The sequence below is a fragment of the Streptomyces blattellae genome (assembly GCF_009709555.1).
Taxonomy (GTDB): Bacteria; Actinomycetota; Actinomycetes; order Streptomycetales; family Streptomycetaceae; genus Streptomyces; species Streptomyces blattellae.
Map to the genome: position 1 here is coordinate 99,716 of NZ_WJBG01000114.1, position 14,413 is coordinate 114,128.

Annotated in this window: 13 protein-coding genes; 8 read left to right on the plus strand and 5 right to left on the minus strand. The window is 69.0% G+C overall.

From position 1 onward, the window contains the following. Positions 1 to 357: 357 nt before the first annotated feature. On the minus strand, positions 358 to 1,719 hold the full coding sequence (glnA2, locus tag GFH49_RS07805; protein ID WP_155055051.1) for a gamma-glutamylpolyamine synthetase GlnA2: 1,362 nt from the start codon (positions 1,717 to 1,719) through the stop codon (positions 358 to 360). Positions 1,720 to 2,025: 306 nt separating this feature from the next. On the opposite strand from glnA2, the gene GFH49_RS07810 reads away from it, so the two are divergent. The 4 genes from GFH49_RS07810 (at position 2,026) to GFH49_RS07825 (ending at position 7,363) form a co-directional block, all read left to right on the plus strand. Continuing rightward, positions 2,026 to 2,688, plus strand: coding sequence for a thioredoxin-like domain-containing protein (locus GFH49_RS07810; protein WP_155055052.1), 663 nt, complete (start codon positions 2,026 to 2,028; stop codon positions 2,686 to 2,688). Then, entirely contained in the window at positions 2,685 to 3,311 is a 627-nt protein-coding gene (locus GFH49_RS07815) for a DUF305 domain-containing protein (RefSeq protein ID WP_155055053.1), read from the plus strand. Before GFH49_RS07810 ends, GFH49_RS07815 begins: the two co-directional genes overlap by 4 nt. 192 nt (positions 3,312 to 3,503) lie before the next feature. After that, a complete protein-coding gene (locus tag GFH49_RS07820) occupies positions 3,504 to 5,450 on the plus strand; it encodes a S53 family peptidase (RefSeq protein WP_155055054.1) in 1,947 nt (648 codons plus the stop codon). A 158-nt stretch (positions 5,451 to 5,608) separates the two neighbouring features. Continuing rightward, complete coding sequence (locus GFH49_RS07825) at positions 5,609 to 7,363, plus strand: NAD+ synthase (protein WP_155055055.1); 1,755 nt, start codon at positions 5,609 to 5,611, stop codon at positions 7,361 to 7,363. A 339-nt stretch (positions 7,364 to 7,702) separates the two neighbouring features. Here the strand turns inward: GFH49_RS07825 and GFH49_RS07830 are convergent, their stop codons facing one another. Both GFH49_RS07830 and GFH49_RS07835 read right to left on the minus strand, forming a co-directional pair. Beyond that, the gene (locus tag GFH49_RS07830; protein ID WP_155055056.1) at positions 7,703 to 8,413 is read right to left on the minus strand and encodes a class I SAM-dependent methyltransferase; all 711 of its coding nucleotides are present in this window, start codon (positions 8,411 to 8,413) and stop codon (positions 7,703 to 7,705) included. Then, positions 8,410 to 8,550, minus strand: a complete 141-nt coding sequence (locus GFH49_RS07835) for a hypothetical protein (RefSeq protein WP_155055057.1) — start codon at positions 8,548 to 8,550, stop codon at positions 8,410 to 8,412. Before GFH49_RS07835 ends, GFH49_RS07830 begins: the two co-directional genes overlap by 4 nt. Before the next feature lie 543 nt (positions 8,551 to 9,093). Here GFH49_RS07835 and GFH49_RS07840 point away from each other — a divergent pair. The 4 genes from GFH49_RS07840 to GFH49_RS07855 are packed head-to-tail and all read left to right on the plus strand — an operon-like array spanning position 9,094 to position 12,902. Next, the gene (locus GFH49_RS07840) at positions 9,094 to 9,705 is read left to right on the plus strand and encodes a hypothetical protein (RefSeq protein WP_155055058.1); all 612 of its coding nucleotides are present in this window, start codon (positions 9,094 to 9,096) and stop codon (positions 9,703 to 9,705) included. Then, positions 9,702 to 10,310, plus strand: a complete 609-nt coding sequence (locus tag GFH49_RS07845; protein ID WP_155055059.1) for a toxin — start codon at positions 9,702 to 9,704, stop codon at positions 10,308 to 10,310. Before GFH49_RS07840 ends, GFH49_RS07845 begins: the two co-directional genes overlap by 4 nt. Continuing rightward, positions 10,307 to 11,500, plus strand: a complete 1,194-nt coding sequence (locus GFH49_RS07850; protein WP_155055060.1) for an MAB_1171c family putative transporter — start codon at positions 10,307 to 10,309, stop codon at positions 11,498 to 11,500. Before GFH49_RS07845 ends, GFH49_RS07850 begins: the two co-directional genes overlap by 4 nt. Beyond that, a complete protein-coding gene (locus GFH49_RS07855; protein WP_155055061.1) occupies positions 11,490 to 12,902 on the plus strand; it encodes an FAD-dependent monooxygenase in 1,413 nt (470 codons plus the stop codon). The genes GFH49_RS07850 and GFH49_RS07855 overlap by 11 nt, the downstream gene beginning before the upstream one ends. Before the next feature lie 51 nt (positions 12,903 to 12,953). Here the strand turns inward: GFH49_RS07855 and GFH49_RS07860 are convergent, their stop codons facing one another. Together GFH49_RS07860 and GFH49_RS07865 are read right to left on the minus strand one after the other, a co-directional pair. Then, positions 12,954 to 13,274, minus strand: coding sequence for a hypothetical protein (locus tag GFH49_RS07860; RefSeq protein ID WP_196217891.1), 321 nt, complete (start codon positions 13,272 to 13,274; stop codon positions 12,954 to 12,956). A gap of 56 nt (positions 13,275 to 13,330) precedes the next feature. Beyond that, on the minus strand, positions 13,331 to 14,287 hold the full coding sequence (locus GFH49_RS07865; RefSeq protein ID WP_155055062.1) for a transposase: 957 nt from the start codon (positions 14,285 to 14,287) through the stop codon (positions 13,331 to 13,333). Between the last annotated feature and the right edge of the window lie 126 nt (positions 14,288 to 14,413).

Here is a 14,413-nt window from a genome sequence, read left to right on the forward strand (position 1 = left end):
AGCACAGCCGGAGTGCGAGGGCGTCGGCACCCTTGCCGTCCAGCCCTCCGAAGCCCTCCGCGATACGGCCTTCGACCGTCAGGACGCGTCCACGTGCCGTCACACTCATGGCCAGCGCTTTGTGCAGCCGGTCCCACCAGGCCGCTGCCTCGCAGAAGCTCCTGCTTGCGCTCGGAGAGGCGCTCGGAGAGGCGGTCGGACAGCGATGGAGTTGGCGCACAGTACGGCCCTCCACCGCTGCCTGCGCCCGATGTGATCGCGGTCGACGCCCTGTGATCAACCGCCCCGCCGCCGACGGCCGCCATCAGCGCCGGGCGGCACCCTCAGCGCCGGGGGAAACGGCGTCCTCAACACCTCCTACAGAACCGGCAGAGACTTCCGCAGCTCGAAGGCGGTCACCTCGGAGCGGTACTCCTCCCACTCCTGGCGCTTGTTGCGCAGGAAGAAGTCGAAGACGTGCTCGCCCAGCGTCTCGGCGACCAGATCGCTGCGCTCCATCAGCGTCAGGGCCTCGCCCAGGTTCTGCGGCAACGGCTCGATGCCCATCGCGCGGCGCTCGGCGTCGGAGAGGGCCCAGACGTCGTCCTCGGCGCCCGGCGGCAGTTCGTAGCCCTCCTCGATGCCCTTGAGGCCGGCGGCGAGAAGGACGGCGTAGGCGAGGTACGGGTTCGCGCCGGAGTCCAGTGAGCGGACCTCGACGCGCGCGGAGCCGGTCTTGCCGGGCTTGTACATCGGGACGCGGACGAGGGCCGAGCGGTTGTTGTGGCCCCAGCAGATGTACGACGGCGCCTCGCCGCCCGCGCCGGCCGTGCGCTCGGAGCCGCCCCAGATGCGCTTGTAGGAGTTGACCCACTGGTTGGTGACCGCGGAGATCTCCGCCGCGTGCCGCAGCAGGCCCGCGATGAAGGAGCGGCCGACCTTGGAGAGCTGGTACTCCGAGCCCGACTCGTAGAACGCGTTGCGGTCGCCCTCGAAGAGCGAGAGGTGCGTGTGCATGCCACTGCCGGGGTGCTCGGAGAACGGCTTCGGCATGAAGGTCGCCTGGACCCCCTGCTCCAGCGCCACCTGCTTCATGACCAGGCGGAACGTCATGATGTTGTCGGCCGTGGACAGCGCGTCGGCGTACCGGAGGTCGATCTCCTGCTGGCCCGGGGCGCCCTCGTGGTGGGAGAACTCGACCGAGATGCCCATCGACTCCAGCATCGTGATCGCCTGGCGGCGGAAGTCCTGGCCGACGTGGGTGGGGGTGTGGTCGAAGTAGCCCGAGTTGTCGGCGGGAGTGGGGCGGGAGCCGTCCAGCGGGCGGTCCTTCAGCAGGAAGAACTCGATCTCCGGGTGGGTGTAGAAGGTGAAGCCCAGGTCGGAGGTCTTGGACAACGCGCGCTTGAGGACGTAGCGCGGGTCGGCGAAGGACGGGGAGCCGTCCGGCATGAGGATGTCGCAGAACATGCGGGCGGTGCCGGGGGCCTCCGCGCGCCAGGGCAGGACCTGGAAGGTCGACGGGTCCGGCTTGGCGATCATGTCGGACTCGTATACACGGGCGAAGCCCTCGATCGCGGAGCCGTCGAAGCCGATCCCCTCGTCGAAGGCCTGCTCAAGCTCGGCCGGGGCGACGGCCACGGACTTGAGGAAGCCCAGCACGTCCGTGAACCACAGCCGTACGAACCGGATGTCGCGCTCCTCCAACGTCCGGAGCACGAACTCCTGCTGCTTGTCCATCTTCCGCTTCCCCATCCTTGCTGGTCAGGCCGCCTGCCCCGGAAACCGTGCGAGGCGGTCGGGCACCTGAGCATCACACCACAACAGCGTTTCGTGCGCGTTGCGGACCATGATCACCCGGCCGGCCTCGGCGTGAACGCCTCCGGTACGGCAGGTGTACTGCTCAGTGCCCATACTGCCTGCTGCCACCGACATCCGTAATTCCTGCGACCTCTCCACGAGAGGTCACCGCTCCCCATTACGATCAGTAGAACCGATTTACGATCAGCAGACCCGACCATTCCCTTGCCTAGAAGGACACACCCCATGGGCTCCGCCAAGAAGAGCAGCTCCGCAGAGCGCAAGGCGCGAATAGAGGAGATGCGGCGCGCTGAGCGTGCCCGCGAGCGCCGTAACCGCATCCTCACCATCGCCGCGAGCGTAGTGGTCGTCACCGGTCTCGTCGTCGGCGGTGTCGTGCTGGTGCAGTCGCAGTCCGACGACGACTCCACGGCGAGCGACTCCAAGGGTACGGGCAAGTTCGTCACGGGCTCGGACGGCGTGAAGACCTGGGACGCGGAGCTGAGCCGCACCCACGTCACCGAGAACGTGGACTACCCGATGGAGCCCCCGGTCGGCGGCGACCACGACCAGGCGTGGATGAACTGCAACGGCGACGTCTACACCGAGGAACTCACCAACGTGAACGCCGTGCACTCGCTGGAGCACGGCGCGGTCTGGGTGACGTACACCAGCAAGGCGGCCAAGGAGGACGTGGACGCGCTGACGGAGAAGGTGAAGCAGACGCCGTACACGCTGATGAGCCCGTACGAGAACCAGAAGGACCCGATCATGCTCTCGGCGTGGGGCGTCCAGCGCACGGTGACGAGCGCGGACGACCCGAATGTCGACAAGTTCTTCGAGAAGTACGTCCAGGGTGAGCAGACGCCCGAGCCGGGCGCCGCCTGCACGGGTGGGCTGGCAGAGTGAGGCGGGCGCAGCTCGGCTGGATCGCGGGGGCCGCGGCAGGCGTGCTCGTCGCGGCCGGCGCGATCACCTACGCGGTGGCCGGGGACGGCAACTCCGGTGTCGAGCCGCCCGCCGCCGACTCGGCGGACGCCGGTTTCGCGCGCGACATGGCCGTACATCATCAGCAGGCCGTGGAGATGTCGTACATCGTGCGCGATCGCACCGACGATCCGGATGTGCGGCGACTGGCGTATGACATAGCACAGACGCAGGCCAACCAGCGCGGCATGCTGCTGGGCTGGCTGACCCTGTGGAATCTGCCGAAGGTGTCGTCGGACCCGCCGATGACCTGGATGGACATGGGCGGCATGGCCTCCGGCGAGGACGGCGCGCTGATGCCCGGCATGGCGACCGACACGGAGCTGGAGCGGCTGGGCAAGCTCAACGGCAAGCAGGCCGAGATCTTCTTCCTGCAGCTGATGACGGACCATCACCAGGGCGGTGTCCACATGGCCGAGGGGTGCGTGGAGCGCTGCGCGGTCGGGGCGGAGAAGGATCTCGCCCAGGGCATGGTGGACGCGCAGGAGTCGGAGATCCAGCTCATGGCGGATCTGCTCAAGGAGCGTGGCGCCCAGGCGCGTTGACCTCCGCCGAGGGGACGTGTGCCGGGGGGACGTGTGCCGGGGGGACGTATGCCGCAAATCCCTTGCGTATACGGTTCCTTGGGTGCTTCTTGGACCAGCCATTCCCCCCGGATTCCCCTGGCATGAACGGTTCACCGCGAGAGTGGCCACCGTCGAGTGATCACTCGCGACGAACCGCATCCAGGGGGTTCCATGAGATCCAACCGCGCCAGGGCACGCGCCGTGGCGGGCATCGCGGCGACACTGCCGATGCTCGCCGGGGCGCTGGCCTTCGGCATACCCGCGGCGCACGCCGCGGACAACCCGGGCCGGGACCTGCTCGCGGGCACCAAGCCCTCGTGGGCCACGACCAAGGCCGACAAGGGGGCCGCGCCGGACAGCTCCGCGGTCTCCGCCCGGGTCTACCTCGCCGGCCGCGACGCCGCCGGCCTTGCCGCGTACGCCAAGGCCGTGTCCGACCCGCACTCGGCCTCGTACGGCACATACCTGAGCGCTGATCAGGCGCAGGCCCGCTTCGGTGCGACCGCGGAGCAGACCGCCGCCGTCAAGGCGTGGCTGACGTCCGCGGGACTGAAGGTCACCGGTGTCACACAGCACTACGTCTCCGTGACCGGTGACGTGGCCGCCGCCGAGAAGGCGTTCGGCACCCAGCTGCGCACCTATGCCAAGGGCGCGAAGACCTACCGCGCGCCCGCGAAGGCCGCGTCCGTGCCCGGCAGTCTGAACGGCGCCGTCCTGACCGTCACCGGCCTGGACGACGCCCCGCACCGGGCGAGCCACCACGACCAGCTGCCCGGGCCGTCCACGGTGTTCAAGAACGCCGGGCCGTTCTCCTCGTACTACGGCTCGAACCTCGCGAGCACACTGCCGGACGCGTACGGCACCAAGATCCCGTACGCCGTCCAGGGCTACACCGGCAAGCAGTTGCGGGCCGCGTACGGCGCGGGCTCGCACACGGGCAAGGGGGTGCGGGTCGCCATCACCGACGCGTACGCCTCGCCGACCATCGCGCAGGACGCGTCGACCTACGCGAAGAAGCACGGCGACGCCGCCTGGAAGGCCGGCCGGCTGAGCCAGGTGCTGCCCGAGAAGTACACGCACACCGGCGCCGACGAGTGCGACGCCGCCGGCTGGTACGGCGAGGAGACCCTCGACGTCGAGGCCGTGCACGCGGTCGCGCCGGACGCGGACGTCACGTACGTGGGCGCCGCGTCCTGCCAGGACGACGACCTGCTCGACTCGCTCAGCAAGATCGTCGACAACCACCTCGCCGACATCGTCTCCAACTCCTGGGGCGAGACCGAGGCCAGTCAGACGCCGGACCTCGCGGCCGCCTACGACCAGGTCTTCCAGCTCGGCGCGGTCGAGGGCATCGGCTTCTACTTCTCCTCCGGCGACAACGGCGACGAGGTCGCCGCGACCGGTACGAAGCAGGTCGACACCCCGGCAGACTCGGCGTGGGTGACGGCGGTCGGCGGTACGTCGCTGGCGGTCGGCAAGGGCGACACGTATCTGTGGGAGACCGGCTGGGGCACCCAGCGGGCTGCGCTGTCGGACGACGGCACCAGCTGGGCGGGCTTCCCGGGCGCGTTCACCTCGGGCGCGGGCGGCGGCACCAGCAGGACGGTCGCCGAGCCCTTCTACCAGCAGGGTGCCGTGCCGTCCTCGCTGGCGCAGGCGAACAGCTCCGCCGGCAACCGCGTCGTCCCGGACATCGCGGCCATCGCCGACCCGAACACCGGGTTCCTCGTCGGCCAGACGCAGACCTTCCCGGACGGATCGCAGCAGTACAGCGAGTACCGCATCGGCGGCACCTCGCTCGCCGCGCCGGTCATCGCTGCGGTGCAGGCGCTGGCGCAGGAGGCGCGCGGCGGTGCGGCGATCGGGTTCGCCAACCCGGCGATCTACGCCAGGTACGGCTCGACGGCGTACCACGACGTCACGGACGCCCCCACCGGCTCCGGACTCGCCGTGGCCCGCGTCGACTTCGTCAACGGCTACGACGCGAGCGGCGGCCTGACCACGTCCGTGCGCACCCTCGGCGCGGACAGCTCGCTGAAGGCGGTCAAGGGGTACGACGACGTGACGGGCGTGGGGACGCCCGCGGGCGGCTATGTGGAGTCGTACCGCCGACGGTGACCGATGGACCGATCGGCGGTGACCGGTTGGTCGATCGGCGGTGACCGGTTGGTCGATCGGCGGTGACTGACGGATGAGGTGGGGTGGCGTGGGGTGGCGTGGGGTGCGCCACAACCCGCGCCACCCCATCGCGTCGCTCTGACGATTACACTGGGCGCGTGCCTCAACTTCGTCTCGCTCTGAACCAGATCGACTCACGCGTCGGTGACCTCGCCGGGAACGCCGAGACGGTCGTCCGCTGGACCCGGCACTCCGCCGAGCAGGGGGCGCATCTCGTGGCGTTCCCGGAGATGGTGCTGACCGGCTATCCAGTCGAGGACCTGGCCCTGCGACCGTCCTTCGTCGAGGCCTCCCGCGCCGCCCTGCGCGACCTGGCCGCGCGCCTCGCCGACGAGGGCTTCGGGGAGCTGCCGGTGATCGTCGGCTATCTCGACCGTTCGGAGGCCGCCCGGCCGAAGTTCGGCCAGCCGGCCGGGGCCCCGCGCAACGCGGGGGCGGTGCTGCACCGCGGCGAGGTCGTGCTGACGTATGCCAAGCACCACCTCCCCAACTACGGCGTCTTCGACGAGTTCCGCTACTTCGTGCCCGGCGACACCATGCCGGTCGTGCGGGTGCACGGGGTGGATGTGGCCCTCGCCATCTGCGAGGACCTCTGGCAGGACGGCGGCCGGGTGCCGGCGGCGCGTTCGGCCGAGGCGGGCCTGCTGCTGTCGATCAACGCCTCGCCGTACGAGCGCGACAAGGACGACACCCGCCTCGAACTGGTCCGCAAGCGCGCCCAGGAGGCGGGCTGCACCACGGCGTATCTGGCCATGATCGGCGGGCAGGACGAGCTGGTCTTCGACGGCGACTCGATCGTGGTCGACCGCGACGGAGAGGTGATCGCACGGGCGCCGCAGTTCGCGGAGGGCTGTGTGGTCCTGGACCTGGACCTGCCGGCGGCGTCGGCCCAGGCACCCACCGGCGTGGTCGACGACGGCCTGCGCATCGACCGGCTGGTGCTGTCCGAGGAGCCCCTCGCCCCGTACGAGCCGGAACTGACCGGCGGCTACGCGGACCGGCTGGACGACGACGAGGAGGTGTACTCGGCGCTGGTGGTGGGCCTGCGGGCCTACGCCGCGAAGAACGGCTTCACGTCGGTCCTGATCGGTCTCTCCGGTGGCATCGACTCGGCCCTCGTGGCGGCGATCGCCTGCGACGCCCTCGGCGCGCAGAACGTGTACGGCGTCTCCATGCCGTCCAAGTACTCCTCCGACCATTCCAGGGGCGACGCGGCGGAGCTGGCGCGGCGGACGGGGCTGAACTTCCGTACCGTGCCGATCGAGCCGATGTTCGACGCGTACATGGGCTCGCTGGGCCTGTCCGGCCTGGCCGAGGAGAACCTCCAGTCCCGGCTGCGCGGCACCATGCTGATGGCGATCTCCAACCAGGAGGGCCACATCGTTCTCGCCCCCGGCAACAAGTCGGAACTGGCGGTGGGCTATTCGACGCTGTACGGCGACTCGGTCGGCGCGTACGGCCCCATCAAGGACGTCTACAAGACGTCGATCTTCCGCCTCGCCGAGTGGCGCAACCGGGCTGCCGCCGAGCGCGGGCAGACGCCGCCGATCCCGGAGAACTCGATCACCAAGCCGCCGAGCGCGGAACTCCGCCCCGGACAGGTCGACACGGACTCCCTGCCGGACTACCCCGTCCTCGACGCGATCCTGGAACGCTACGTCGACCGCGACGAGGGCGCCGACACCATCGTCGCCGCCGGGTTCGACCGGGCGCTGGTCACCAGGACACTGCGCATGGTCGACACCGCGGAGTACAAGCGGCGGCAGTATCCGCCGGGGACGAAGATCTCCCCGAAGGGCTTCGGGAAGGACCGGCGGCTGCCGATCACGAACGGGTGGCGGGAGACGGCGTAGGCGAGCCGACGGCGGAACGCGGCCAGGCCAGCGTGATCGGGTCACGGAAGGCGGCGACATCCGGGTGGGCGTTGAGGTGCGGGTTCACCGGTGGTGTCACCGGCGGGGCCTGACCAACGGAACTCGGGCACACACCCCGGAATGGCTTTCAGCACGCGACCACAGGTGCTGCGTAGCCGCTTCGTGTGCCGGTCCGGGACCGGTCCCGAGTCGTGGGGACTAGCTTGCGCACCTGGGGCGATGGGCAAGTGCGAATGGAGGCGTGTTCAAGGACTCTCCGTGTGCGCGGCCGCCCGCTGCACGGGTCGGCTGGGTGACCGTCGAGTGCATGAGTTGTCGTCAGGTGATCGGCCGGGTGGCGGGAATGCTGGAGCCGGTTCGGTGAGTGTCGATTGCAGCGCGTGCTGGTTCGGTGCAGCCGTATCCGCTCAGGACGAGTGTTCGATGGCACCGGCTGAGCTGGTGCACTTCCCGTCGCGCCCATCCGGTGCCGAGATCGCTGAGGTGGGCGTCGGTGAGCTCCAGGTGAAGCGGGGCCTCATCGGACGGGCCGCTGTCGTCGGTCTGCCATTCAGGGGCCTCGTTGTGACCGTGCTCGGAGCCGACGCGAACGAGTGCGTAGAACACCCCCGTCGGCCTCAGCCACCGGCCCACGTCCGTGAGGAGCCGGCCCGGTTCCAGGTACGGGAGGCCGTAGCGGCAGGTCACGACATCGAGAGTCCCGGGAACAAGCTCGGCGGGGATGGGATCGGCGACGATGTCCCAGAGCGCGTACGACAGTCGGCCGCACGGCCCTGCGGTTTCGGCTTGCCGCAGTGCCTCGTCAGAGAAGTCGTAGCCGGTCACCGTCATGCCCCAGTCGGCAAGTTGCCGTGTCCATGCGCCCGTTCCGCACGCGAGATCAATGGCGGTCATGCCGGTGCGCGCGGCGACAGCCTCCTGGAAGTGCTCGGTCTCGGCGGGACTGACGGAGGTCGGCGGGCCTGCTGCAGTCCACAGGTTCCAGTCAGCGGCCGACAACCGGCAGCTTCTCCGGGCGGCAGTGGTCATGGTGTGACCTCCGGTGGTTCGTCGGTGCAGCCGATCAGGCGCAGCCGCTTCAGTTCGAAGCAGCGACTGACGACCCCGTCCTCAGGCCCACCGAACAGGTTCACCGGCGAGCGTTCATCCGGCAGTTGCGGATCCATGGCGGACAGGGCAGCCTGCGGTTCACGCGTGGGGAGGCGCTTCCTCGGCTGGGCGGGCTGGCTCGGTCATGGGCGCACTCGTCGCCGAGACTGCGCGCGCCACTGGCAACACGGACGTTCGGGGCTGCCGCCGTGCGTACGGGTGTGCGTCGACGGACTGCTCATAAGCACATCCTTCCTGCGGAATGGCGCGGTGGGAGCGAGCGCAGGCAGGTCCGCTCACGCCGCCGGATCTCTGCCTGCGGCGCCTGGGCTGGTGCCGCATGACCCGCTGCCCTTGTTCGGTGATATTGCTACGCGCAAACACCACGTGTCAACGATCGTTTTAGAGTTCAGAACTATCGTTCATAAATGCGAGCAGGCGAGGCGTTTCCGCCCGGCACTTGCCGGGGCGAAAGGCCTGTCCCTTTCTTGGGTGAACGTGCCGGAATGCTAACGATCGCTTAAGGTCAGTAAACGATCGTTGTGGAGTGGGCGGGGTTGCGCGTACGCTGCCACGTACACGCAGGAGAGCCGCCCCCCGGGCCTTCAGGGAGACCGTCGTTGGAGCCATACACGTCACTGACCGAGACGCTTCAGCGCCTCGATGAGCTCATCCGCGAGCGCGGCTTGAATCGATCGGACATCCTCAGCCCGCAGGCACTGGCAGTCGGGACGGCACTGCCGGAAAGTACTGTCCGCCGCCTGCTCAAAGGCCACCCGGCACCGGCCGACACGGTCAGTGAGCGAGTCTGCGCCCGCATGAAGGCGGTCAGCGACGCCCATCTGGCCCGCACCGGTAGGCGCATGTCGGACCTGGCCGCCGACATCTCCAAACGCCTGGGAATCTCCGATGTCTGGGCACGCTCGGTCTGCGACGGCAAGAAGACACCCAACATCGAACTCCTGCACCATCTGGTGGGGTACTTCGGCATCAAGGGCGGCGAGTCGTTCTTCACGGCGTCGGCCGACGAAGCACTCAACCACGTGTTGCTGCCCATTCTGCGGCGGCTCGATAACCCCGAGCCGGACCCCGTAGCGGCGTTGCTGGACCGCTACGGCGTGAAAAGCGCGGATCTGCGGCTGCACGGCTCCATGCCACGTCAACAACTGGAGAGGATCCTGGAGAGTGTGCTGCGGTCGGTGCTGCCCGAGGAGGGAGACACCAAGCGATGAGCACGAAGGCGATGAAGTCCCTGCTGAGCGACCTGGGCAAGGAAGCATCGAAGTCGCTCCAGCGGCCTGCCGCCCCCCGGGACGTCATGGAGGAGTTCTGCCGGGCAATGAGCGTCCGCAAAGGCCGGCCCATCACACTCGCATTCCGCGCCTTCCCGCCGGACATCGCGGTGTCGGGCATGCGCCTGGACCTCGGGGACCGTTCCATCATCGTCGTCGAGGACCGCACTGTGCCCGAGGCCCAGCTGGTCATTCTCGGCCACGAGCTGTGGCACGAAGAGGAAGAGGACCGGGGTCATCACGTGGCCGGGCTGCCGGCAGCCGCCCGCACGCTCACCGCGGCCCAGCCTCCGGAAGCCGTTCGCCGGGCCGTCGAGCAGATACTCGACGAACACGAAGTGCCCCGCGAGGCCATCCTCACCGTGGCGCCCCGGGCGGAATCCGCCGCCGATCACGAGGTCGACGCGGAGACCTTCGGCCTGCTCTTCGGCCGTGAAGTACGCCCCTGGATGAAGGGACGGTACGCGGAAGGACCGGTCAGCGCCGCGACCGTCGAGGGACGCATCAACCTCTCCCTCCTCAACCGCAGCGGACGCATCCTGTGAACCCCTACTTCCACATTCCCTACGCCATCCCCACCCTGCTGCTGGCCTTAGCTCTCCTGCTCAAATTCCCCACTCTCGTTCGGGCCTGGCGCGACCCCGACGTCCGCGCCACCACGCTCCTGCTGACCTTCGCCACAGCCGTACTCGTCGTCATCACACCCGTCAACATCGAACTCCTCAACGAGCTGACCGGCATCCCGAACATCGCATCGCCTTGGGCCTACTCGTTCCTGACCGCGTTCTGCGCAACCGGCCTCACTATGATCATGCGGTGGCGGGAGGAACCCTCCGAGCGCCGCCGACGCCGGATACGCCGCGTCTACTGGATCTACGCCGGCATCATCGCGGCGCTGTGGGTGACGTTCGTACTGGCCGACGTGCCCGAACCGCGGATCTACGACCTTGACACCTACTACGCCAGCACACCCTGGATGCGCGAGCACATCCTGCTGTATCTGCTGGCCCACATGGTGTCCTCCCTGGTCGCCACCTACATGCTGTGGAAGTGGTTCCCCGAAGTCGCAAACCGCTGGCTGAAATCGGGCGTGGTCTGCCTGCAGCTCGGCTTCGCCTCCGGCCTCATCTTCGACGCGGCGAAACTGACCGCGCTCGGCGCCCACTGGTCCGGCCACGACCTCGATGTCCTCAGCACCCAAGCAGCGCCGCCATTCGCTCTTCTGGAAGCCATCCTCGTCGCCATCGGGTTCATCGTCCCCCAAGCAGGGCCACTCCTGCAGAAGTGGCTCCGTGACCAGCGCGAGTACTGGCGGCTGCGCCCTCTGTGGTCGGCCGTCCGCGACGTCACCCCCGCCGCAGCTCCGGCCCGGCTCGGCCTATGGGTCCCCCTGGACCTCCGCCTGGTGCAGCGCCAGCAACGCATCCACGACTCCCTACGCGTGCTTGCCCCGTACCTCGACCGGGACCTGTACGACACGGCGCGACGCGCGGTTCCGGCAGGCTGCACCGAGCAGGGAACACGCGGCATCGCTGGTGCCGTCACCATTCGCGCGGCCATCGACGCCCACCGCGGCGCAATGCCCGGCCCTACAAGCCTCGCAGCACAGCAACTCGCCACGGACATCCACGAGCACATCGACGCCATCTCCAAGGCCCTGCACCGTCCCCGCCTCGTCGACAGCATCCGCCAGCGGGTGACCAGCACAGAAAGCGTCAACACACATGCCTCGTAGTGCTACCACCCGTCGGCCCAACGTCGTCATCATCGGCGCGAGCGCGACCGGCCTTTTCGCCGCCGCCGCACTCACGGAATTCGCCGACGTCACCATCGTCGAACGCGACCACTTGCCCGACGGCCCCACAGCCCGCCGCGGCGTCCCGCAAGCCCGGCACGCGCACCTCGTGTGGAGCGGTGGCGTACATGCCTTCAACGAACTCCTGCCCGGCATCGTCGACGATGTCATAGCCCGCGGCGGACGCCTCGTCCACATCATGGGCGACATGGTCTCCCGGGCCCCCAACGAGGTCTGGTTCCGCCGGTTCCTGTCCACGCACCATCGCAACCTCGTCTGCTCCCGCAATCTGCTGGACGCCGTCCTGCGCGAACGCCTCCGTGCAGTCGAGCACCTCGCCTTGCGTCAGGGCACCACTGCACAGGGGCTGGAGGGCGACGCCACCCGCATCACGGGAGTCCGTGTCCGCAGCAACGACACCAGCGGCAGCAACGACGTCGTATTGAAAGCCGACCTTGTCATCGACGCCTCCGGCCGCGGCTCCCGCACCCCCCAGTGGCTGGAAGGCCTCGGACTGCCCGAAGTCACCGAACGCCAGGTCGACGCCGGACTCGTCTACGCCACCCGTCTGTTCCGCGCCCCTCACAGCTCTGCCGGCACCGACTTCCCGCTCATCAATGTCCAGGCCAACCCCGCCAAGGCCCCCGGCCAAGGCGGCATCATCCTGCCCATCGAAGACGGCCAGTGGATCGTCACCCTCTGCGGCACCCGCGGCGGCGAGCCCACCAAAGATGCCCGCGCCTTCATCGACTTCGCACTTGGCCTCGGCGACCCCATCATCGGCGAACTCCTCAAAGACGCCGAGCCACTCAGCGACGTCGAAACAACCCGCTCCACCGCCAACCACCGCCGCTACTACGAAAAGGCCAAACGCTGGCCCGAAGGATTCGTCGCCCTGGGTGACGCCGTCGCCAGCTACAACCCCGTCTACGGCCACGGGCTCACCGTCGCTGCGCAGTGCGCCCTCGCCGTCCGCGACGTCATGCACACCACGCACCTCACCGCCCCCGGCACCGCCCAGCGCCTCCAGCGAGCTGCGGCCCGCCCCGTCAGCGCCGCCTGGGACCTGGCCGTCGGACAGGACGCCTTCTACCCCGGCGCCACCGACACCCCACCCACCGCCATGGAGCGCTTCCTCGCCCGGTTCGTCGACCGCGCCGTGGAAACCGGTGCAACCAACCCCCGCGCCCTGGGCGCCCTGCTGGACGTCATGAGCCTGGAGAAGCCCCCAACCCGGCTGTTCTCGCCCGACATGCTCATCCCGATGCTCATCGGCCCGAGAAAGCCCCAACTGCAAGGACCGCCGCTGAACCAGTCCGAGCGCAAGACCGCCATCTCCTGACTGGTGCCGCGTCAGGCAACGTTCGCCCTGTTCCCCGTCAAGTCCTTGCGTTCAGCTCAGCGGGGTCTCCTGCGAAGGAGAAGAGTCTGCTGCCGACTCCGTGGTCTCCTCGGGCGCGGACGACTTCGGTGCGGCCGTTGCTGAGCCTCGCAGACCGCTGAGGGCCAGGACCGTCATCACCGCCGCGGCCGCTGCCGCCACCCCGAAACCGCCGTGCGCACCGCCCGCGTCCACCACCTGCCCCGCGACCGCCGCGGCGCCTGCTATTCCTGCCGCGCTTGCGGAGCTGCCCCAGGTAAAGGCCTGAGTGAGGACGGCGCGCGGAACCGCCGACTCGGTGAGAACGGAGGTGAGGATCAGGAGGACCGGCACGGCGAGTCCGGTCAGGGCGAGGGTGGCGCCGACCGCGAGGGGCGCGTCGAGGAATGTCAGCGGGAGGCTCGCGAGGGTGAGGGAGGCGGCGACTGTGGCCTGGTGGCGTCGGAGTGAGCCGCCGTGACGCCATGCTCCGTAGGCCCAGCCACCCTGAACCGCCCCGGGTCAGGTAGAGACTCAATTCCGTGAAAGGATTGAGTCATGGCACGACCCGACAGCATCTTGTTCGCGAGCTGCACGACGTGGAAGTGGTCGACCACGACGGTGGCGTGGGGCAGGCCGGTGCGCAGGGCGGCGCGGTAGGTGGCCGACATTTCGATGGCGACGTGCCGGATGTTCTTGCGCCAGGTCAGGGGTGTGGTGGCGAGCCAGGCCAGCACGTCGGCGACGGTGCGGCCCTCGACCTGGCCGAGCAGGCCACCGGCACCGAGCGCGTCGACGAACCCGGTGTGCCACCGGTCTCTGGTCAGCTGCCACTTGCCGCTGTCCGGATCCTGTTCCCAGCGAGGCCGTCCACGCCGGGCCTCGTCAATGCCCAGCACTTCGACCTCGGGCAGCGGTGCTTCGGCGACCTGCCGGGCGGCGGCCTTGAAAGCGTCCATCACGGTCGGCCAGGACAGGTGCAGATCGCGGGCGGCCTGGATGACCGTGGAGTCGGCGTCCCGTATCCGGCGCCCGGCCGCACTGCGCAGCCTCCCGGTGATCCGGGCGCCGGCCGGGATCTGCGGGATCTGCTCGGTGAACGACTTGCGGGGACAGGCCGGCTCACGGCACCACCAGCGCCGCTTGTGCCACACGAACTCCAGCCCGCGCTCGCCGTAAGGGAGATCACGGGGCCGGGTGGTCGCGGAGCCTTTCACCCGGGACGCGAAGACCCCGCAAGCCGGGCAGGCCCGGGCCGAGGCATCCGCCGTGGCCAGGTGGACCCGGCGGCCACCGTCCTCGCACCGCTCGACCCGTATGACGGACACCCCGTCGAGGCCGAGCAGCAACGTCGTATCGTTGACCAAGCCCGTGGCTCCCCAGTGATCCTTCTGCGTAGAGAACAGAAATGATCACCCAGGACCACGGGCGTCCTGCATCCAAGGCCGACAACCACCTGTCTCTCCCCTCGTAGCGTGAAGACCGTGACTGCA

Bases quoted from the DNA above. Each gene is read 5' to 3' on its own strand.
- GFH49_RS07835 (WP_155055057.1), bottom strand. From the start codon at position 8,550: ATGGATCCGCAACTGCCGGATGAACGCTCGCCGGTGAACCTGTTCGGT.
- GFH49_RS07830 (WP_155055056.1), bottom strand. From the start codon at position 8,413: ATGACCACTGCCGCCCGGAGAAGCTGCCGGTTGTCGGCCGCTGACTGG.
- glnA2 (WP_155055051.1), bottom strand. From the start codon at position 1,719: ATGGACAAGCAGCAGGAGTTCGTGCTCCGGACGTTGGAGGAGCGCGAC.
- GFH49_RS07845 (WP_155055059.1), top strand. From the start codon at position 9,702: ATGAGCACGAAGGCGATGAAGTCCCTGCTGAGCGACCTGGGCAAGGAA.
- GFH49_RS07810 (WP_155055052.1), top strand. From the start codon at position 2,026: ATGGGCTCCGCCAAGAAGAGCAGCTCCGCAGAGCGCAAGGCGCGAATA.
- GFH49_RS07820 (WP_155055054.1), top strand. From the start codon at position 3,504: ATGAGATCCAACCGCGCCAGGGCACGCGCCGTGGCGGGCATCGCGGCG.
- GFH49_RS07855 (WP_155055061.1), top strand. From the start codon at position 11,490: ATGCCTCGTAGTGCTACCACCCGTCGGCCCAACGTCGTCATCATCGGC.